Raw genomic sequence first — 19,704 nt, 5'->3', positions numbered from 1 at the left:
GGTTAAATCACGGCTGAAACGATAAAGGCCGCCAATCCCAACCCCGAAGACAAGATCATCAGCGGCACGGCGGTCTTCATTTCCTTGACCACCCCGGACAGCGAGGTGATGGGACTCGATCCGGTGAAGTTCATGGCGATGAAAGCCGAGAGCGCGGGGAGTATCAAAAGATACGCGGCGGCCAAGGACCAGCCGGCGGCTGTGACAGGCGCTCCCTGGAGGGCTAGGAAACCGGCCGTCCAGAGAAAGCCCAACAGCCATCCCTTGAGGGAGAACCGCCGCACCGGGATCCAGGGCAGTAGAGCCGGGACCAGGACGGTCCCGATGAAGACGGCCCCCAGAACCAGGGGCAGATTGAAAGCGAGAAACTTCACCCCGGCTATGCCCAACCCCCAAAGCGCCAGGACGGCCAGAAAATACTTATTGGTGAAGACCATGACGATCTCGACGGGCGTCAGGACGATGCGGTCCCTGAATCGGAAGCGGTACCGCCGCATCTCCGGAGTCGCCTTCGAGCCGGCCTCGAGAAACGCGCCTAGATCCTCGGCCCGGATGGGGCCGTAAACAACCCTGAACTTCGTCCGTTTGGCGACTTCATGGGCGGCAACACCGGGGGCTCCCAGTTGGGGCAGGATCAGGGTGCGATGAGAGACTACGCGGGCCAAGCCCGCCGCCTCCACCCGGCTGATGATTTCTTCCGTCCCGAAGGTGCCTTTGCCCGCGGCGCACCAGACATTGATGCCGCGGGTGTCGAGAACGAGAATCCAGCCGTCTCGGCCGTCGAGCGCTCGCCGCAGATGGTCGAAGCTCATTTTATAGTTCCCGGTGACGAAGACGGAGGACCAGGGATCGGGCTTGCCGACGGCATACAGCCCCGGCCGCACGGAGTAGCTCATTCGATTGACGGATAGCCGGGCCAGAATCCTCCCGCGGCGATCGGCGCGGCTGAGCTCCGTCGCGACGACGGGGATGACCCCCGCGGGTGTTTCGACGGATCCGATGATCCATCGGTGATCGGCGGGCGTGAGAGGGGAGAGGGGGCCCGCGGCCGCGTCATGGTCGGACTTGGCGGGCCCGGACCCGCAGCAGCCACCGTCGTCGCAGCCGCAGGAGACCTCGCCGGGATCCTTGAGAAAGCGATCGAATATCTTGGTCATGGTCTCTGTCCTTTCCGGCAGCATCCGGTGGCGGTGTTCAGGCGTTTGATGGCATCGGCGAACTCGCCCACGCTCTCCAGGATCGACTCACGCCTGTCTTCGGGCAAAAGCTCGCTGACGCGGCTGAAATAAGCGTTGTAGCGCGTCTCGATCTCGGCGAAGATCTTGCGGCCTTGATCGGTCAGCCGGATAACAACGAAGCGGCGGTCCTTGTCGCTGGACCGGCGGTCCACCAGCCCGATTAGAACCAATCCTTGGATGGTGCGGCTCATGGTGCTGGCGTCCAAGCCCAACGCGTCGGCCAGGTCGACCAGGCTGATCTCGCCGCGGCTTCCGATCTCGAGAAGGGTATGGCATTGGCCCATTGTGACGCCGCAGCAATCGGCTTGCCCGTCGAATACGCCGCCGGATTCACGCTCGAGAATACGCAGCTTTTCCCGTAATTTAATGATTTTTTGTTCTTCCATGCGAATTTCTATGTTTGAAATATATGATAATTGTATTATACAAACAATTGATTGTCAAACTATTAAACGAATTGGTATAGAGCACCGGAGCAACCGTTTATCAGATCCAATCATCAATAAAAGCGGTCCCGATTTCGTATAATCTGTAGGCAGCGCCAAATCCGAGGAAATCGAAGCGTGCGAACCATTGTGAATCGAAAAGACGGCCTTCTGATTCGCCCGGCGATCGGGCTTTTAATAGCGGCCGCTGCTTTAATCGCGACGGCGGTGCAGGCGAATCAACGGCCGGCATCGGCCGACGCCAACCTCGGTCCGGCCGTGACTTTTTTGGCCAAGCCCCCCTTCATCGACGGCCGGCTCGATGAGGCCCTGCTGGGACTGCCGGTGCGCCGCTTCGCCTCCGACGAGCCTGGCCGGGAGGCCGGTCCCGGCTTGAACGTCACTTACCGATTGGCTTACGGGACCGAGTTTTTCTATGTCTTCATCGAAGCCGACCAATCCGCGTTCGCGGCTCGCGACCGCGGCTATCAGAACGGCGATGGCTGCCATCTCGTATTGGCCTTGCCCCGGCCCGACGGCGCGGCGTCGGAAGAATTCTACGTCCTGGGCTTTACACCCACCGCCGATCCGGCTAGACGCTGGCAGCGGCAGTTCATCTGGTACCGGAACGTCGACGTAGTGATGCAGCCGCTCCGCCGAGCCCAGTTCCGCGAGGGGAGCGAGGGAGGCAAGGCCGGTCTCGAAATACTCATCCCGTGGGCCGACGTTTATCCCTACCACCCTTGGCTGAGCGAGGCGATCGGCTTCAATCTTTGCTATGTCCAAGCCGTCGGCGAGACCGGACGGAAATACCATTTCGTCCTTCCCGATGGTTCCATTCAGATGGAGCAAAGGCCCCGACTCTCCGTCCGCTTGGCTTTCGAGCCGCCGACCCCGGCGGGCGAGACGCAAGCCTACGCGGTGCTTGAACGCAACAATATCCGGGCCGGAGAGCCGGTCGTGATCCGGGCGGCGGTTCTTTCGCCCAAGCGCGAGAATTACGTCTCGATCGTGGAGATCGAACCGCGCACCGCTGCATCGAACCGGGGCGGACTGTTCGCTCCGCGCCTGGCCGTCACGGCGGCGACGCCGGCCACGGCGGCGGAATCCACGGCCGTCTCAACCGCGACCGGCTTCGTCATGATGGCCACTCCCGGGGCCGGCTCGGCGGGGAATTCCAAGAAGCGGCTGGCGTTCAATCTCCGGCCCGGCCTGCAGGTCGTCACGCAGACGATCGACAAGGGACATTGGGAGGCGGGGCTGTACACCCTCAAGCTCGAAAAAGGCCTGCCCTCTCTCTCCCTGAGCATCCTGCCCCCGTTTGACGGCGACGGTATGGTCAAGGCGCTCGAGGCGAACGTGGACCGGCTCAAGCCGTCCAGCTTGGCCTGCCTGCGATTTCATCTGCAGGAAACGAGGCGTAGGCTGGCCGCGCTCAAGCCCTATGACGCGCCCGAGGACCTCCCGTCTCAGGCCGCCGTCCTGGCCGGCGCGATCGAGGACGCAAGCGGGGGCGTGGACGCGGTTGCCCGCGATGTCAGCCCGGGCCGCCGCCGCCGGGCCTATCGTTCGGCCGTCGACGGTACGCTTCAGCCCTATACGCTCCAGCTGCCGGCCGAATATTCGCCCAATAAGAGGTGCCCGCTAATCGTCTGGCTTCACGGCAGCGGCCAGGACGACCGCAGTCTGCCCATAGGGCTCAATGTTGCGGCGCCGGAGGCTATCGTGCTGGCGCCGAACGGCCGCGGCACGTCCAATAACTATGTCCGTGATCGGGCCCAGGATGATATCCGCGAGGCTCTGGCCGATGTGCTCGGCAATTTCTCCGTGGACGAAAAGAAAATCTTTCTGGGCGGATTCTCCATGGGCGGTTACGGCGTCTACCGGACGTTCTTCGAGAATCCCAAGCCCTGGCGGGGGCTGATGGTCTGGGCCGGCCATCCGCGGCTGTGGGGGGCGGACGTGGACTTTCTGGACGAGGCAAATCTAGCTTGCTTCGCCGGGAAGGAAATCTTCGTCTATCACGGCTCCGAGGATCGCAACTGCCCGATCGAGCTGACAATCGAGCTGGTGGGGAAGCTTAAAAAGGCCGGGGCCGTTGTCGAGTTCCGCCTCGAAGCGGGTAAAGGCCACGAGGGGCCGGGGGCGGAGACGCTCAAGGCTGCGGCGGCCTGGCTTAAGGCCCGCATATCAGGCTGATCAACTGCCGGCCGCTGCCAGCCAGGCCGGGAGCGAATCGAAGAGCCGCTTCATGATCGATTTGGAGGCGGCCTGGAAGACTTCGATCTTGCCGTAGGCCTCGCCGCCGTGCGTGTTGACCAGGTCGGTCACACCGCGCAGGATGAGGACGCGCTTGCTGTTACGGACCGCGGTATAAGCGATGGCCCCCGATTCCCAGTCGCCCGCCGCGGCGCCGTACTTTTTCCGCAGGCCGGCTATGGCCGCCGGGTCCAGATCCTGATCCGCGGAAACGAGCGTCCCGCGGACGACGTCGAGCGGCGGCTTCCCGGTCAGCCAGGTCAGGTCGATGTCGGTCGTATAGTCTCGGATCGCACCCTCAAAATCGCCCATCCGCTCGATGATGTCGTAGATGACGGTTCGGTCGGCCAGGATGATCGAGTTCCGCTCGATGGCTCCTTCGAACCCGCCGCAGGTTCCGAAGTTGATGAGCAAGCCGGGGGCGAAACGGTCGATGGCATACTGGGTTGAGGCGGCAGCCGCTACTTTGCCCCAGCCGCCGTGAAAAACGAGGACGCGTCGGGAAGATCCGTCCGGGAGCCGAAAGTCCCGGAGAAAAAATTCGCCGAAGGGGGATTTCTGGTAAGCCTCGTTCGGGAACAGCGTCCGGACGACGGCCCACTCTGCATTGGCCGAGACGAGGACGGCGGCGGAGATGGGCTCCGGCGCCTGCCCGGCGGATCGAGGCGCGGACACGATGGCTGTCGCCAGCAGAAGAATGATGGCCCCCCAGGTCCGGATGACGATTCTCATGCCGCACTCCTTGAAACGAATGAGAGGCAAGTATACTTAAAAACCCGCTCTTTTGATAAAATGGGCCGCATCAGGAGACCCCCATGGAGCAAGCCCTCACCGTCGGACAGCACCCTTGGCGGCGCTTATGGAGCTTCCTGGCCGGGGCCGGCATGATCGCCGCGTCGGCCATGACCATCCGCCATTTCTTCCTGGCCAATTTTCCCGATTCGATCTATAAAGGCGCCTTCTGCGACATCAGCGCCTTCTTCAACTGCGACGGCTCGGCTTTCTCGCCGATCGCCCAGATCTGGGGCGTTCCGATGGGCTGGTTCGGCCTCGTCGTCGGATCGCTGGTCGTTCTGGGGGCGGTCTTCCCCTCGCCCCGGTTCGAGCGGACCAACAAGTCCCTCTCCCTGCTTAACGCCTTGGGCGTTCTGGCCCTGCTGGGCTACTCTCTTTTCGTCCTCAAGAGCCTTTGCCTGCTGTGCAGCGGGTTCTATCTGTTCTCGCTCTTCAGCTTCTTCCTGTTCTGGAAGCTTGGGCTGCGCGGCGCCGGGAAGGGGATCGGCCGCTTTTTCGGCTCCTACCTCAAGCCCTCCCTCGCCATCCTGATCGCGTCCGCGGTCGTCGTCGGGGCGGGCGGCTACGGGTTCCATGAATTCCATGGGGCCAAACAGCAGGCCCAGCTAGGCGGTACGGCGGCCAAGATGGCCAAGGAGTTCTTCAGCCTGGCCGTCGTCCCCGAGCCGAGCTTCATCTCCCCCTATCGGATCGCCCAGGCGACCGAGCGCTGGGAGGACGCCCCCATCCGGGTCATCGAATTCTCCGACTACACTTGCCCCGACTGCCTGTTCCTCCATCAGCAGCTGTCCCAGCTGAAGAAGGACTTCGCCGGCAAGCTGAACATCGCTTATCAGTTTTTCCCGCTCGAGGGCAAGTGCAACCATGTCGTCGAGAAAGACATCCATCCGGGCGCCTGTGATCTGGCCCTGATCGCGGCTTACGATCCGGGCCGGTTCCCGTCGATCCACGAGGAGATCTTCGCCAACTTCCAGGAAGCCAAGAAGCCCGAGTGGCGGGCCGAGCTCGTCAAGCGCTATGGGCTGGAAGCCGCCCTGACGGACGAGGGGACCAAGGCCATGGTCGAACGCATCATCCAGACTGGGGCCGAGTACGAGAAGACCTCGGACAAGTTCTCGCATGGCATCCGCTCGACGCCGACCATGATCATCAACGGCCGGATGATCATCGGCACCCTGCCCTACGCCAACCTGAAGGCCATCTTCCAGGCGGTGCTGGAGATGTCCGAAAAGCCGGCCCAGAGCCGGTTCATCGAGAACTGGGAAAACACCCGGCCCAAGGCCAAGCCCAAGACGGGCAAGTAAGCCCGGTCTATGCTGAGAATCTGATGAAGATCAAGGGGACCAAGAACAAGACCTTCGCCCGCATCCGCGGCTTGGTCATCGTCCGGTGACCCGCTCATGACCTCCGTCGACCGCGCGCCCCGGTTCGGTCTCGCCGACGCGGCCGGGCTGGCGGAATCGCTGTTCGGCTTGCGCGCCCGGGCCGAGATCTTGCCTGGGGAGCGAGATCAGAATTTTCTGCTCACGCGGCTCGATGCCGCGCCGGGCTCCGGCCGGTTCGTCCTCAAGATCGCCAACCCCGACGAAGAGCGCGCGGTCCTGGAAATGCAGAACGCCGCTTTGCGGCGGCTGGCGGTCGCGGACCCGGGGCTCGTCCCGGAGGTTTTGCCGAACTTGGAGGGAAGCCTCATTTCGGAATTCTCGCCGGCCGGCGGCGAGCGCCACTTCGTCAGGTTGGTGTCTTACATCGAGGGCGAGCCTTTGGCCGCCGTCAAGCCGCATTCCCCCGAGCTGCTACGGGACGTCGGCCGGGCCGTCGGACGAATCGCCCGCGGACTCAGCGGATTCGAACACCCCATGGCCGGGCGGCCTTTCGTTTGGAACCTGGACGGCGGGATCGCGGTCGTCAGGCGACACGGCGGGCTTGTCCGGGAGCCGAGCCGATGGGCCTTGCTGGAACGATTCCTGGCTTGGCTCGAACGCGATGCCGAACCTCATTGGGGCCGGCTTTCCCGAAGCGTCGTCCACAACGACGCCAACGATTACAACGTGATCGTCGCCCCGGCTGCGTCGGGCGACGCGTCCTTCGGGCGCCGCGTCGCCGCCGTGGTCGATTTCGGGGACATGGTCCGCTCCTTCACGCTTTCCGACGCCGCCGTGGCCTGTGCCTATACGATGCTGGGCAAGGCCGACCCACTGGCTGCGGCTGCCCAGGTCCTGGCGGGTTTCCAAGCTGAGCTTCCGATGCCCGAAGGAGAGATCGACCTCCTCTATCCGCTCATCGTCCTGCGGCTGCTCCTAAGCGTGGCCAATTGCGCCCGCCAATCCTTGCTTCGTCCCGGGAACGAATACCTTAAGATCTCCAACGCCGCGGCTTGGGCTCTTTTGGAGCGATTGGACAGCATCCATCCTCGTTTCGCGGCGGCGGTCCTCCGCCGGGCCGCAGGCTTCGCCCCCTGTCCGAATCATGCTGCCGCCGTCCAAGCCCTCCGGTCGATGGCCGGACGATTCGCCCCCGTCCTGGGGGAAATCCCTCCGGCCTCGAAACGGACCGTCTTCGACCTGTCGATCGGGACGCTGCTCATCGCCGATCCGGCCGAAGCCGTCGACTCCGCGCGTCTGACGGAGATTCTGTTCGGCGAGATGAAGACGCGGGGCGCCGCGCTCGGCCTCGGCCGTTATAACGAGCCGCGGATCATCTACGCCGGGCCCGCCTTCCGGCCGACCGGCGATCCTCTGGCCGAGGGGCGGACCGTCCACCTCGGCATCGACCTGTTCGTCGAGGCGGGCGAGCCGGTCTGCGCCCCGCTCGACGGCGTCGTCCATAGCATCGCGGACAACGCGCGCCCTTACGATTACGGGCCGACCGTCATTTTAGAGCACCGCCTCGAAGAGGGCGGGCCGGCGTTCTACACTCTATACGGCCATCTGGCCCGGGCTTCGACGGCGGGGCTCGCGAAAGGCCGCCCCGTCCGCAGGGGCGAGCCATTCGCTGCGATCGGCCCCGATCCCGAAAACGGCGGTTGGCCTCCGCATCTCCATTTCCAGATTATCCTCGACCTGCTGGATCGGGAGGGGGACTTTCCTGGCGTCGCCCGGGCTTCGGAGAGGGAGATTTGGACGAGCCTCTGTCCCGACCCCAATCTGATCCTCGGCCTGCCGGCGGACGAGCTGGCCGACCCCGCGCTCCTTCCCGCCGAGATCATCAAGAGCCGCCGCGAACACCTCGGCCCGTCGCTGAGCCTTTCCTATTGCCATCCGATCAAGATCGTTCGCGGCTTCCTCCAGCATCTTTACGATGACACCGGCCGCATCTACCTCGACGCCGTCAACAATGTCCCTCACGTCGGCCATTGCCACCCCCGGGTCGTCGAGGCGGTCCGGCGGCAGGCCGCTGTCCTGGCCACCAATACCCGATATCTTCACGATCATTTGGCGCGCTATATCGATCGCTTGACGGCCAAGCTGCCGCCTTCGCTTGCGGTCGTCTATCTCGTCAATTCCGGCAGCGAAGCCAACGACCTGGCCCTTCGGCTGGCCCGCCGGTTCACGGGCCGCGAGTCCATGGTCGTTGTAGACGGCGCCTACCACGGCCATCTGACCTCGCTCATCGCCATCAGCCCTTACAAGTTCAACGGCAAAGGCGGCCGAGGCTGTCCGCCGGGGACCTATGTTGTTCCGATGCCGGATCTTTACCAAGGGCCTTTCCGGGCCGGCGATCCGGAAGCGGGGTCGAAATATGCCCGCGCGGTTTCCGATGCTCTTGTCCATGCGGCGGGGGAGGGACGGCCCGCGGCCGGATTCATCGCCGAATCGATCTTGAGCTGCGGCGGCCAGATCGTCCTGCCCGAGGGATTCCTGGCGGAGTCCTATCGGGTCGTCCGCGCCGCGGGCGGCGTCTGCATCGCCGACGAGGTCCAGGTCGGTTTCGGCCGGGCCGGATCGGCCTTTTGGGCTTTCGAAACTCAGGCCGTCGTGCCCGACATCGTGACCATGGGCAAGCCGATCGGCAACGGCTTCCCGCTGGCCGCCGTGGTCACGACCCGGGCGATCGCCGACGCCTTCGCCGACGGCATGGAGTACTTCAACACCTACGGCGGCAACCCGGTCGCCTGCGCCGCCGGACTGGCCGTCCTCGACGTCATCGAAGGCGAGGGCCTGCAGAGGAACGCTCTGGACACAGGCGCTTATCTTCTCTCCGGCCTGCGGCGGCTGGCCGAGGCCGCTCCGATCATCGGCGATGTGCGCGGGCTGGGGCTCTTTCTGGGCTTCGAGCTAGTCCTCGATCCCTCGACCCGGGCCCGGGCGCCGCTTCAGGCGGCTTATCTGGCCGAACGGATGCGGGAGGAGGGCGTGCTTGTCAGCACGGACGGTCCTTTCCGCAACGTCATCAAGATCAAGCCGCCGCTCGTTTTCGACCGCGCGGACGCCGACCTCTTCTTGGCGGTCCTGGCGCGAATCCTGTCCGAAGACCCGCTGAGGATATAAGCATGCTTAAGAACCACCCCCGCGGCTTCCTCTTCATGCTCGGCACTGAGGTTTGGGAACGGGTCGGCTTCTATACCCTGATCGCCGTCCTCGTCCTCTATATGGACAAGACGCTGGGCTTTCCCGACGATCGGAAAGGCGACATCTACGGGCTCTTCCTGGCCCTTTGTTATTTCATGCCCCTCCTGGGCGGCTGGCTGGGCGATCGGGTCCTGGGCCGCCGGACGACGGTCAAGATCGGCGCCGGGCTGATGGCCGCCGGCTACGTCGCTTTGGCCGCCTCCTCGGCCGCCCGGACGACGAGCTTCTTCCTCGGTCTTCTCCTGGTGGGCGTCGGGACCGGCATCTTCAAGGTCAACATGTCGGTCATGGTCGGGAATCTTTACGTCGACCGCCCCCAGCTCAAGGATGCCGCGTTCAACATCTTCTACATGGGCGTCAACTTCGGGGCCATGATCGCCCCTCTGGGCGCCACACTCGTCGGCGTGGTCTGGGGGAGCTATAACATCTCGTTCGCCATCTGCGCCGTCGGCCTCGTCCTCTCGCTTATCATTTTCCAGGCCGGGGACAAGGCCATCGCTCCGGCCGATTTCCGGAGCGCCCCGAAACCCCTGGGGATGTCGGCGGCCGCCGCGGCGCCGCCCGCGGATCAGGCCGAGGATCGGATTCGGGTCGTGACCCTGATCCTGCTCTTCCTCATCGTCATCTTCTTCTGGACCGGGTTCTACCAGAACGGGTTCGCCCTGACCCTCTTCGCCGCGCGCTCGACGAAGGCTCTGTCCTGGCTCCGGCCGGAGACTTACCAGTTCTTTGAGCCGGCCTTCATCCTGATCCTGACCCCGATCCTGTTGGCCCTCTTCGCCCGCTGGAACGCCCGCGGCCGCGAGCCATCCACCCCGGTTAAGATCTTCTCCGGCCTGGTGATCATGAGCCTGTCCATGATCGTCATGGTCCTGGCCTGTCTCGCCGGAGGCAACCGGGACATCGCCGTCATGTCGCCGACCTGGCTGATCGGGACGTATTTCCTCGTCACCCTGGCCGAGATCCTGATCTCGCCGATGGGCCTGTCCTATGTTTCCAAAGTGGCCCCACCCCGGCTGGCCGGGCTGATGATGGGCGGCTGGTATGCGGCCACCGCCTTCGGCAGCTACGGCTCGGGCCTGCTGGGCAAGTCCTACGGCAAGTTCGCCCACCACCAGTACTTCCTTTTGCTGACGGGACTGCTGGCGGCGTCCGCCGGACTGATCCTCGTCTTCATGAAAAGGCTCCGGCGCTTCGCCGGGTAGGGAGACTCCGATGCTGATTCGCGAGAAGATCCGCCAGGCTGGCGCCCTGCTGGGCGAATTCGACCTGGACTGCTGGCTGACGTTTACCCGGGAGAGTCAGGTTCTGGGTGACCCCGTGCTCCCGTTCCTGACCACGGGCGACGTGACTTGGCATTCGTCGTTCCTTGTCTTCCGCGACGGCCGGGCCAAGGCCGTGGTCGGCCGCTACGATCAGAAGACGGTTGAAGAGACGGGCGCCTACGACGAGGTGACGGCCTTCGTCACCGGCTTCAAGGAGCCCCTGCAGGCCATCCTCAAAGACGCCTCGCCCCGGACAATTGCCGTCAACTATTCCAAGGACAGCGAGATCTGCGACGGACTGACCCACGGCATGTACCTGACCCTGGTCGAAGCCTTGGGCGAAATCGGGCTGGCCGACCGGCTCGTTTCGGCCGAACGCCTGGTCTCCGCCCTGCGGGAGCGCAAGTCGGAGGCCGAGATCGGGCTTATCCGCGAAGCCATCCGGGAGACGCAGGAGATATTTGCCTTGGTGACGCCGTTCATCCGGCCGGGCCGGACCGAAAAAGAGATCGCCTCCTTCATCACGGCCGAGCGCGTCCGCCGCGGCCTGCCGTCGGCCTGGGGCGAGGTCTCCTGCCCGGCCGTCTTCACCGGGCCCGACACCGCCCAGGCCCATTACGGCCCGACCGGGCGGACGGTCCAGCCCGGCCATGTTCTGAATATGGACTTCGGCGTCAAGTTCCAAGCCTATTGCTCGGACCTGCAAAGAACGTTTTATATCCTCGAGCCGGGTCAGACTGAAGCGCCCGCCGACGTCCGGCGGGGCTTCGAAACCATCACCCGCGCGATCGAGGCATCGAAGCGGGCGATGAGACCGGGCGTGCTCGGGAAAGACGTCGACGCGGCGGCCCGCGGCGTCATCACCGCGGCCGGCTACGAGGAATTTCCGCACGGGCTGGGCCACCAGGTCGGCCGTTTCCCGCACGACGGAACGGCGCTGCTCGGCCCGGCCTGGGAGAAATACGCCCGCAAGCCCTTCCGGCCGCTGGAGCCGGGAATGGTCTTCACTATCGAGCCCCGCCTGACCGTCCCGGGACGGGGGGTTGTGACCGTGGAAGACATGGTCGTCGTGACCGAGACGGGAGCCGAATGGCTCTCCGACCCGCAGACCCGTCTGATCCTGGTCGGCGGGTAAGCGAGGAGGCGCCCATGCTGTTCAAGATCTTCTGGATCTTCACCCGGGTGGCGCTCTTCTCCTGGGGCGGCGGCCCAGCCTCGCTGGCCTTGATGCAGCGCGAGGTCACCCACGCCGGCTGGGTCACGTCGAGCGAATTCGCCGACGCCGTGGCCATCAGCAACGCCCTGCCCGGACCGATCGCGCCCCAGGTCTCGGCTTACATCGGCTACAAGCTGGCCCGCCTGCCCGGGGCGATCATGGCGGTGGCAGGGACGGTTCTTCCGACAACCCTCCTCATGCTGGTTATGATCGTCTATTTCTACAGCATCAAGGACAGCCCGGCCGTCAAGGCCATGCTCAAAGCCGTGCGGCCGGTCGTCGTCGGCTTTCTTCTCTGGACCGCCTACGACATGGCCGCCAACGTCTTCGGCGTCAAGGCTCAAGGCTGGGCTTCGGCCCTGACCATCGGCTGGGACAAGATTTTGATCGTTCTGGCCGCCTTCGTCCTGCTGACCTTCACCAAGGTTCACCCCGTCCTGCTTATCGTCGGGGCGGCCGTGTTGGGCTTTCTGGCCTACCGCTGATACATTCGCGGCGCCAAACCCCGATTTTCAAATCGGGGATATAAGCGCCGCTCAGTATGAACCCTATAAATACCCCGGGGCTTCAGCCCTCCCTCATCCGCTTCGCGGCTGAGGACTGCAAAGCCCGGGGTATCGAGCGGGTTTATACTCGGCCGGCCCGACTCGCCGGTTCAGGCCTTCGTCACCATCCGTCGTCGTAAAAAGAAAGTGAAGGAGAAGACCAGGGCCAGAACGGCCAGGGTGATGAGGAGGGCCAGCGAAAAAGCCGCTTTGGCGCCCGGTTCCGCCATCTGCACGCTTCCCACCACCGGCAGGACGAGAGCCGAAAGGGCGCCCTTGCCCCGGTGCACCTTCAGAACCGGCGGCGGCGTCAGGGCGGGCGTTTGGGCGTTGTCTTTGTCGGCGCCGGTGATCGTCAGCCGCAGCCGGTGGCCGGCGTTGAACACGTTCGAGGTGGGCTCCATCTCAAAATCAAGCTCGACCGGCTCGCCCGGCGCGAGATCCCTGGCGTCTTCGGCAAAGCCCCGGTGGTAGGGGAGACCATCGTTATTGTAGGGCGCGCCGCTCACGATCCGCTGGGAGGCCCTTAAAACTCCTTCGGTGACATAGGTCGAGATGCCCTTGGCGTCGACTTCCTCCAGATAGGCGAAGACGTCGGCGTCCTTGGCGGTCGAATCGATCCAAAGCTTAACGACGGGCGCTCCCGTGACTTCGAGGTCCGCCCCCAGGAGCGGTGTCGTGTAAGTCAAGCCCTTGCGGTCGTTGGCGGCCATATCGGGACAGCCGAATCCGCCTCCGACGGCGTTGTCCCAGCGAGTCGCCGTGCCGCTTGTAGCCGAGTAATCGATGGTCAAGGCGTCCGCTCCCTCGGCCGCCGGCTTGCGGCGCAGGAAGCCGTCGTTGGCCGAGCCGATGGTCCCGGACTTTCCTTGGCCCGGATAGAATTCGACGGGCTTGGCCGCGGGCAGCGGCCAGTCGGCCGCTGTCCGCCACTCGCCGGCCCCGGGGCTTAGCATGACCTGGTAGGTGATCGGCGCGTCGTTCATGACGCCCGTATCGATGCCTTTGAGCCAGTAATCGTACCAGCGCAGCGATTCGATCGTCAGCAGGACCAGTTCCTCGCGCGCGACGGCCGGATCCCTGGGCGAGTGCGACCAGGCTCCGACGGTCAATCGCTTGGGGACGGAGAGGTTTCGCCAGAGGGCGAACTGATCGCTGGTGAAGGAATCGTACCAGCCGCCGAAGAGGTATACCGGGATGCCGCTCTCGTTGATCTCCTTGATATGGGAGGCGGGATCCCAGAGGGCGAAAGGCCGCGTCCCGGTGGCTTGGTCCAGGCTGTCCCGGAATCGGAGCGGGCTCATGATGTCGATCAATGGGCGGTTCTTGCGGTGCTCCTCCAGGGCGGCCTTGAGGAGCTTCCCATCCTTGTCTTCGTCAACCGGCGCAGTACCGGGCTGATGATCCAATTGCCGCGTCAGGTCGCTCCAGGTCTTGGTGAAATCCTCCCGGAAGACGCCGCCGGGCGAGCCCATGTCGTATAAATCGAAAAGGGCCACCATCGGCATGATGGCTTTTAAGTGAGGCGGCTTACGCGCCGCGGCCATGAGCTGGGTGATGCCGAGGTAGGAGCCGCCGAACATGCCGATTTTGCCGTCGCTCCAGGGCCGCACGGCCAGCCATTCGGTGATCTCCCGGGCGTCCTCGGATTCCTCGGGAGTGAAAACGCCGTTCGAGACGCCGAACGAGGCGCCGGCGCCCCTGACGTCGACTGCCGCCAGGATATAGCCTCGCTTGAGCAGGGCTAGAAGATGCGGGGCCTCCAGGGAGCTCCGGACCTTGCCGTCCATGACCGAAGCCCGCCGGTAGCGGGTGTGGGTCCAAAGCACGGGCAGGGGCATGGTTTCGACGGACCCCTTGCGGGCCGGCCGGAGGATGTCGACGGCCAGCCGGATGCCGTCGCGCATCTTCACGTATTGGGAGGTCCGAACCCAGGAATCATAGAGGGGGATGGCTATGGCGGGGTAATCGCCGAACTTGGCTTGCACGACGAGGCCGGCGGATGCCGGAGCTGGGGCTTGGCCAAAGGCCGCGGAGGCCGCGCCGGCCAGGAGGAATGCCAGAAGCGGGATGGCCGTTATTCGGTTTTGGATGGACATGGAAATCTCCTCTTTCTTCGGACGGAAAATCCGGGCTTGCCCGAGGGCTATTTCGCGCACTCGAGCTTTTCGACCAGGATATGGTATTCCACTGCGGGAGCGTCGGAGCCCGGCCGCTTCGTCTCGCCTTTGACCTCGACCACCGTCCCCCAGACGGTCAAGAAGCCGGGACAAACCACGGGTGCCTTGGCGTAGAGCACGGTCTGGCGGCCGAGCTCATAATCGAAATAGGCCATCTCGGTGGTGCCCTCGGGCCAATGAATCATATGTTGCCAGGGGGTCTTTGCCAGCCGGCCTTCCAGGACGACTTTTCCCCCGACGCGTCCGCTCAATTCGTCCTGCGGGCCGATCCGGAAATAGCTCTCGGCCGCTTGGCCGGCTTTCCCGTCGGCCGCCGCATCCCCGCCTTTCCGGCAGGAATTTCCGGTCGCCAGCAGGACCAGGCCCATCAGGGCGGCGAGCACCATCTTGGCCATGCTGTCCCTCTTCCTCGTTCTGTTTTTTCGAGCCAACTATGCTTGAAGAGGTCGGACGATGTCAACGCCGCCGGCCCGTTTGCGGACGGCCGCGGCCGGTGGTAGAATAAGTCCGTCCTTTCGAAGAAAAGGGTCGAAGGACGGGGAGCGGAAGTACTGGGTAGAGGAGCGTCCGCATGAAAAAAAGCCTGGTCCTTCTTCTGATCGTCCTCTTGGCCTCGGTCGCCGCGTGCCGAAAATCCAAAACACCCGCCGCGGACGCCGCCACAGCCTCTCCCGCCGCAAGCGAAGCGCCTCCTTCCCTGGAGACAAGCTCAGTTTTGAAGACTTTTCGGGAAGGGGACGAGGCCGATATCCTCGAGGTTCTTGCCCTGATGACGACCGACCATGAGGGCTGGGCGGCCGGCGACTACACGGATTTGATACGGCCGCTATGGAATCTCTTCGTTCGCCAGACGGGCCCCGACGCCGACCCGGCGGCGGCCGAGATCAGGCGGCGCGTTTCCAATTTGTTCAATTTCGGAAGCTGGTATCCGATCGTCGAGGATCTTCTGATCCTGGCGGTCGATCGCAACGCCCTGCCGGCGGTGCGCGAGGCGGCCGCCGAGCATTTCTGGCGGTTCGCCACCAAGGAGAAGGCCGGCGAAGGCTTGGCCATCCCGCCGGCGGACCGGCCTCGCATCGAGAAGGTCGTGCTGGTCCTGCTCGACGAGTCCGACGACACACTGGTCGTCACGGCCGCCCAGACGGCGTCCGCCCTGGGAATGAAGCCGGCCGCGCCCAAGCTGAAGGCGATCCTGGCCCGGGCTGGAGACTCGGCCGAGGCCCGTAGCCTGAAGTACTCCGTGGCCGAGGCCTTATTCGGACTCGACAAGTCCGAAGCCGCCCTGGCCGCTATGCGGGCGCTGGCTGCCGGCAAGGGCGATTTCAGCGAAGAGGCGGCCGACTTCCTCAAGAAGAACGCGAAGAAATAGCCGAGACGGGGTATCATGTCCGGGATTCCATGATCCGACCCGGCGATCCGTCCGTCCCCCCTCCGGCCCCGCCCGGGTCGAGGGACAATGCCCGCCCCAAGCTCGTCTACCCGCCGGAGCTCCCGATCACGGTCCGGCGGGACGAGATCGTTCAGGCCATCCGCTGCCGGCAGGTCGTCGTCATCGCCGGCGAGACCGGTTGCGGCAAGAGCACCCAGATCCCGAAGATGTGCATCGAGGCGGGTCGCGGCCGGCGGGGCATGATCGCTGTCACCCAGCCGCGCCGGATCGCCGCCGTGACCATCGCCGGCCGCATCGCCGAGGAAATGGGCGAACCGGTCGGCCGCTCGGTCGGCTACAAAATACGCTTTGACGACACGACCCCGCGAGACGCCTGGATCAAGGTCGTCACGGACGGCATGCTGCTGGCCGAAACGCAGGGTGATCCGAGGCTCCTGGCCTACGACACCATCGTCATCGATGAGGCCCACGAACGGAGCCTCAATATCGACTTTCTGCTGGGCATCGCCAAAACGCTGCTTCCGGTCCGGCCCGACCTGCGCCTGATCATCACCTCGGCGACGCTCGACATCGAGAAGTTCCGGGCCGCCTTCGACGGCCCCCCCATAATCGAAGTCGGCGGCCGGACTTTCCCGGTCGACGTGGAATACCGGCTGCCCGACCCCGAGTCGCGGCAGGATCAGGACTATACCGACGCCGCGGTCGAGGCGGTCGACGATCTGAGGGCTGGGAAGCGTCATGGCGACATCCTCATCTTCATGCCGACCGAGCAGGACATCCTCGAGACCTGCGAAAAGCTGGAAGGCAGGAAATATCTCGGCGTCACCGTCCTGCCCCTCTTCGCCCGCCTGCCCGGACCCCAGCAGGGGCGCGTTTATCGCGTGACGGGCCCCAAGATCGTGGTGGCCACCAACGTGGCTGAAACCTCGCTGACCATCCCCGGCATCCGCTATGTCGTCGACACCGGGCTGGCCCGCATCTCCCAGTATCTGCCCGGGGCGCGCATCAACAGCCTGCCCATCCGGCCGATCTCGAAGAGCAGCGCCGACCAGCGCAAGGGCCGCTGCGGCCGCGTCTCCGAAGGCGTCTGCGTCAGGCTGTATTCCGAGGACGACTACAACGAAAGGGCCGCCTTCACCCCGCCCGAGATCCAGCGCTCCAACCTGGCCGAAGTCATCCTGCGGATGATCTCGCTGCGGCTCGGCCATCCGGCCAAGTTCCCCTTCGTCGATCGGCCCACGGCGGCGGCCGTCAAGGACGGGTTCGAGACGCTTCACGAGCTGGGGGCCATCCGCGAGCAGGATGGCGAACAGGTCCTGACCGAGACGGGCCGTGGCATGGCCCGCATGCCGCTCGATCCGCGCCTATCGCGCATGCTGATCGAGGCCGTCAAGGAAGGCTGCCTGCGCGAGGTGGCGGTGATCGCGGCCGCCATGAGCATTCGTGATCCGCGCGAGCGGCCCCCGGACAAGGCCGCCCTGGCCGATCAGATGCACGCTCCGTTCCGGGAAGAGAGCTCCGACTTCCTGACCCTGCTCAACATCTGGGAGCGCTTTCACGGCGACTTCGAGGGCTTGAAGAGCCAGGGGCAGAAGCGGCGCTTCTGCCACGAGCATTTCCTGTCCTACCCGCGTATGCGGGAATGGGCCTACGTCCACGCCCAGATCCTGGACATCCTGCGGGAGATGCGCGTCCCCTTGGGGCGGACCCACAAGTCGGAGATCAGCAAGGTCCTCTACGGCGCCATCCATCGGTCGATCCTGGCCGGCATTCTCAGCAACATCGCCGTCCTCAAAGAGAAAAACATCTACACGGCGGCCAAGGGCCGGGAGGCGATGGTCTTCCCCGGATCGGCCTTATTCAACAAATCGCCGCATTGGATCGCGGCCGCCGAGATGGTCAAGACTTCGCGGCTGTTCGCCCGGCTGGCCGCCCGCATCCAGCCCGAATGGCTGGAGGAGCTGGGCGGGGAGATGTGCAAGAAGAGCCACTCCGATCCCCGCTACGACAAGGCCCGCGGCCAGGCCGTCTGCACCGAGCGGGTGACCCTGTTCGGGCTGGAAATCGTCTCCAGCCGGACCGTGGCCTTTGGCCCCATCGACCCCGAAGAAGCCCATCGCGTCTTCGTCCGCGAGGCGCTCGTCGAAGGCGCGGCCAAGGAGCCGTTCGATTTTCTCTCGCGCAACCTCGCCCTCAAGGCCCGCCTCGAGACGGCCGAGGAGAAGCTCCGGAGGCGGGACATCTTGACCGACGAAGAGCGGATGGCCGAGTTCTACGAAGCCCGTCTGGCCGGGGTCTTCGACATCAAGGGCCTGCGTGACCGCATCCACCGGCGGGGCGGCGACGCCTTCCTGGCCATGACCGAGGCCGACCTGATCGAGGACGCCCCCGACGAAGCCAAGCTGCGCCAGTTTCCCGACGATCTGCGCCTGGGCGAGCGGCGCTTCCGAGCCCTCTACAAGTTCGCCCCGGGCGAGAAGGACGACGGGGTGACCTTGCGCGTCCCCGCCGAGCGAATAGGCTCCGTTCGAGCCGAGCCCCTGGAATGGGGCGTTCCCGGCCAGTTGAAGGAAAAGATCACCGAGCTCATCCGGGGCCTGCCCAAGCGTCATCGCAAGCTCCTCGTCCCAGTCGGCGAGAAGGTCGATGTGATCATGGCCGAGATGCCGCGGGCCGAGGGTTCGCTGTTCGCCGCCCTGTCCAAGTTCGTCAAAGCCCGCTTCCGGGCCGAGATCCCGCCGGCCGCCTGGGCGGAGGTCGAGATCTCGCCGCATTTGCGGATGCGCGTCGCCGTCACTGATCAGAAGGGCAGAGAGCTTGCCGCGGGCCGTGACCTGGAGGCATTGAAGAAGCTGGGTCGGGAGGGGGAGGTCGAGCCGGAAAGCGAGGAGTGGAAACGAGCCCAGGCCCGTTGGGAAGCGCCGATTGCGGACCCGTGCGCCTTCGGGCCTCTCCCCGAGGCCTTGGCCGTCGGCTACGGTGCCGCGGCCTATCCTGCGTTGTCGGTTGGCGAGGGCGGGGTGGGGGTGCGGTTATTCAAGGACAAAAACGAGGCCATGACGGCGCATAAGGTGGGCATCGAGGCCTTCCTGATGCGGACGTTCGCCAAGGACGTCAAATACATGGAGCGGCACGTGGTTCTCCCCGCGGAGGCCCACAAGGCGGCGCTTTTCTTCGGCGGCAAGGCGGCCTTGGAGAAAGCCCTCCTCGAAAAATTGAAGGAGGATGTTCTGCGGGTGCCCATCCGGTCCGGCGTGGAGCTTCGAGCCTACTCCGACAAGGTGGTGCGCGCTCTGTTCGAGAAGGGGCAGGCCCTTCTCCGGTCCGCCGAGGCCGTCCTCGAGGCCTATCGGAAGGCGCGAACGGCGGTGGATGCGATCCCCGCGTCGAATCCCTCCAGCAAGACACTATGCGCGCTGCAAGACGAGTTCAAATCCGAGCTCGAGTCTCTCGCGCCCAAGGACCTCTTCGCCTCTTTGAGCGGCGAGCGATTGGCCCGGATTCCCGGCTATCTCGAAGCCTTGGCCGTCCGGGCCGGCCGGGTCAAGGTCGATCCCGAGAAGGATCGCAAGAAGGCCGCCCAGGTCGAGCCGTTCCTCAAGGCCTTGCGCGCCTTGGAGGCCAAGGCGGCCAAAGGCTCGGCGGCGTTCAAGGCCGGGGTCGAGGAGTTCCGCTGGCTGATCGAGGAGTTCAAGGTGGCGGTCTTCGCGCCCGAGGTCAAGGCCGCCGTGACGGTATCGCCGAAGCGGTTGTCTGAAAAGGTGCGCGAGATTGAGGCGTCGTTGACTTGATTTATCCCTTCCGGCAGTGTTACTATTTC

13 protein-coding genes are annotated in these 19,704 nt (G+C 64.7%); 8 read left to right on the top strand and 5 right to left on the bottom strand.

All coding sequences use genetic code 11. The features are described from left to right. Positions 1 to 2: 2 nt before the first annotated feature. Positions 3 to 1,157 carry a mercury methylation corrinoid protein HgcA gene (gene hgcA, locus NTZ26_11740; protein MCX6561168.1) on the bottom strand — a complete coding sequence of 385 codons (1,155 nt, stop codon included), beginning with the start codon at positions 1,155 to 1,157 and terminating at the stop codon, positions 3 to 5. After that, positions 1,154 to 1,624, bottom strand: a complete 471-nt coding sequence (locus tag NTZ26_11735) for a MarR family transcriptional regulator (protein MCX6561167.1) — start codon at positions 1,622 to 1,624, stop codon at positions 1,154 to 1,156. Before NTZ26_11735 ends, hgcA begins: the two co-directional genes overlap by 4 nt. A gap of 177 nt (positions 1,625 to 1,801) precedes the next feature. Here NTZ26_11735 and NTZ26_11730 point away from each other — a divergent pair, with 177 nt between their 5' ends. Further along, the gene (locus tag NTZ26_11730; GenBank protein MCX6561166.1) at positions 1,802 to 3,862 is read left to right on the top strand and encodes a prolyl oligopeptidase family serine peptidase; all 2,061 of its coding nucleotides are present in this window, start codon (positions 1,802 to 1,804) and stop codon (positions 3,860 to 3,862) included. Here NTZ26_11730 and NTZ26_11725 read toward each other — a convergent pair whose 3' ends face one another. Then, complete coding sequence (locus NTZ26_11725; protein MCX6561165.1) at positions 3,863 to 4,654, bottom strand: 5'-methylthioadenosine/S-adenosylhomocysteine nucleosidase; 792 nt, start codon at positions 4,652 to 4,654, stop codon at positions 3,863 to 3,865. Positions 4,655 to 4,737: 83 nt separating this feature from the next. On the opposite strand from NTZ26_11725, the gene NTZ26_11720 reads away from it, so the two are divergent. From NTZ26_11720 to NTZ26_11700, 5 genes are all read left to right on the top strand, one after another. Next, positions 4,738 to 6,021 carry a thioredoxin domain-containing protein gene (locus NTZ26_11720; GenBank protein MCX6561164.1) on the top strand — a complete coding sequence of 428 codons (1,284 nt, stop codon included), beginning with the start codon at positions 4,738 to 4,740 and terminating at the stop codon, positions 6,019 to 6,021. Positions 6,022 to 6,117: 96 nt separating this feature from the next. After that, the gene (locus NTZ26_11715) at positions 6,118 to 9,207 is read left to right on the top strand and encodes an aminotransferase class III-fold pyridoxal phosphate-dependent enzyme (protein ID MCX6561163.1); all 3,090 of its coding nucleotides are present in this window, start codon (positions 6,118 to 6,120) and stop codon (positions 9,205 to 9,207) included. Positions 9,208 to 9,209: 2 nt separating this feature from the next. Then, complete coding sequence (locus NTZ26_11710) at positions 9,210 to 10,493, top strand: peptide MFS transporter (protein MCX6561162.1); 1,284 nt, start codon at positions 9,210 to 9,212, stop codon at positions 10,491 to 10,493. 10 nt (positions 10,494 to 10,503) lie between these two features. Further along, positions 10,504 to 11,688, top strand: coding sequence for a Xaa-Pro peptidase family protein (locus tag NTZ26_11705; GenBank protein ID MCX6561161.1), 1,185 nt, complete (start codon positions 10,504 to 10,506; stop codon positions 11,686 to 11,688). Positions 11,689 to 11,702: 14 nt separating this feature from the next. Beyond that, entirely contained in the window at positions 11,703 to 12,254 is a 552-nt protein-coding gene (locus NTZ26_11700) for a chromate transporter (GenBank protein MCX6561160.1), read from the top strand. 170 nt (positions 12,255 to 12,424) lie between these two features. Here NTZ26_11700 and NTZ26_11695 read toward each other — a convergent pair whose 3' ends face one another. Both NTZ26_11695 and NTZ26_11690 read right to left on the bottom strand, forming a co-directional pair. Next, the gene (locus NTZ26_11695) at positions 12,425 to 14,413 is read right to left on the bottom strand and encodes a CocE/NonD family hydrolase (protein MCX6561159.1); all 1,989 of its coding nucleotides are present in this window, start codon (positions 14,411 to 14,413) and stop codon (positions 12,425 to 12,427) included. A gap of 47 nt (positions 14,414 to 14,460) precedes the next feature. Further along, positions 14,461 to 14,889, bottom strand: a complete 429-nt coding sequence (locus tag NTZ26_11690; GenBank protein MCX6561158.1) for a hypothetical protein — start codon at positions 14,887 to 14,889, stop codon at positions 14,461 to 14,463. Between the two features lie 176 nt (positions 14,890 to 15,065). Here NTZ26_11690 and NTZ26_11685 point away from each other — a divergent pair, with 176 nt between their 5' ends. Together NTZ26_11685 and hrpA are read left to right on the top strand one after the other, a co-directional pair. Next, positions 15,066 to 15,863 carry a hypothetical protein gene (locus tag NTZ26_11685; protein ID MCX6561157.1) on the top strand — a complete coding sequence of 266 codons (798 nt, stop codon included), beginning with the start codon at positions 15,066 to 15,068 and terminating at the stop codon, positions 15,861 to 15,863. 29 nt (positions 15,864 to 15,892) lie between these two features. Further along, positions 15,893 to 19,675: an ATP-dependent RNA helicase HrpA gene (gene hrpA, locus NTZ26_11680; protein ID MCX6561156.1), complete on the top strand. Its 3,783-nt coding sequence runs from the start codon at positions 15,893 to 15,895 to the stop codon at positions 19,673 to 19,675. Positions 19,676 to 19,704 lie beyond the last annotated feature (29 nt).

The organism is Candidatus Aminicenantes bacterium (genome assembly GCA_026393855.1).
Lineage (GTDB): Bacteria > Acidobacteriota > Aminicenantia > Aminicenantales > UBA4085 > UBA4085.
The sequence above is the reverse complement of the archived record's forward strand: the minus strand, read 5'-3'. Positions and strand labels throughout refer to the sequence as shown.

Excerpts from the sequence above, each read along its gene's own strand:
- NTZ26_11720 (MCX6561164.1), top strand. The coding sequence starts at position 4,738 with ATGGAGCAAGCCCTCACCGTCGGACAGCACCCTTGGCGGCGCTTATGG.
- NTZ26_11735 (MCX6561167.1), bottom strand. The coding sequence starts at position 1,624 with ATGGAAGAACAAAAAATCATTAAATTACGGGAAAAGCTGCGTATTCTC.
- hrpA (MCX6561156.1), top strand. The coding sequence starts at position 15,893 with ATGATCCGACCCGGCGATCCGTCCGTCCCCCCTCCGGCCCCGCCCGGG.
- NTZ26_11715 (MCX6561163.1), top strand. The coding sequence starts at position 6,118 with ATGACCTCCGTCGACCGCGCGCCCCGGTTCGGTCTCGCCGACGCGGCC.
- NTZ26_11700 (MCX6561160.1), top strand. The coding sequence starts at position 11,703 with ATGCTGTTCAAGATCTTCTGGATCTTCACCCGGGTGGCGCTCTTCTCC.
- hgcA (MCX6561168.1), bottom strand. The coding sequence starts at position 1,157 with ATGACCAAGATATTCGATCGCTTTCTCAAGGATCCCGGCGAGGTCTCC.
- NTZ26_11690 (MCX6561158.1), bottom strand. The coding sequence starts at position 14,889 with ATGGCCAAGATGGTGCTCGCCGCCCTGATGGGCCTGGTCCTGCTGGCG.
- NTZ26_11710 (MCX6561162.1), top strand. The coding sequence starts at position 9,210 with ATGCTTAAGAACCACCCCCGCGGCTTCCTCTTCATGCTCGGCACTGAG.
- NTZ26_11725 (MCX6561165.1), bottom strand. The coding sequence starts at position 4,654 with ATGAGAATCGTCATCCGGACCTGGGGGGCCATCATTCTTCTGCTGGCG.
- NTZ26_11695 (MCX6561159.1), bottom strand. The coding sequence starts at position 14,413 with ATGTCCATCCAAAACCGAATAACGGCCATCCCGCTTCTGGCATTCCTC.
- NTZ26_11705 (MCX6561161.1), top strand. The coding sequence starts at position 10,504 with ATGCTGATTCGCGAGAAGATCCGCCAGGCTGGCGCCCTGCTGGGCGAA.
- NTZ26_11685 (MCX6561157.1), top strand. The coding sequence starts at position 15,066 with ATGAAAAAAAGCCTGGTCCTTCTTCTGATCGTCCTCTTGGCCTCGGTC.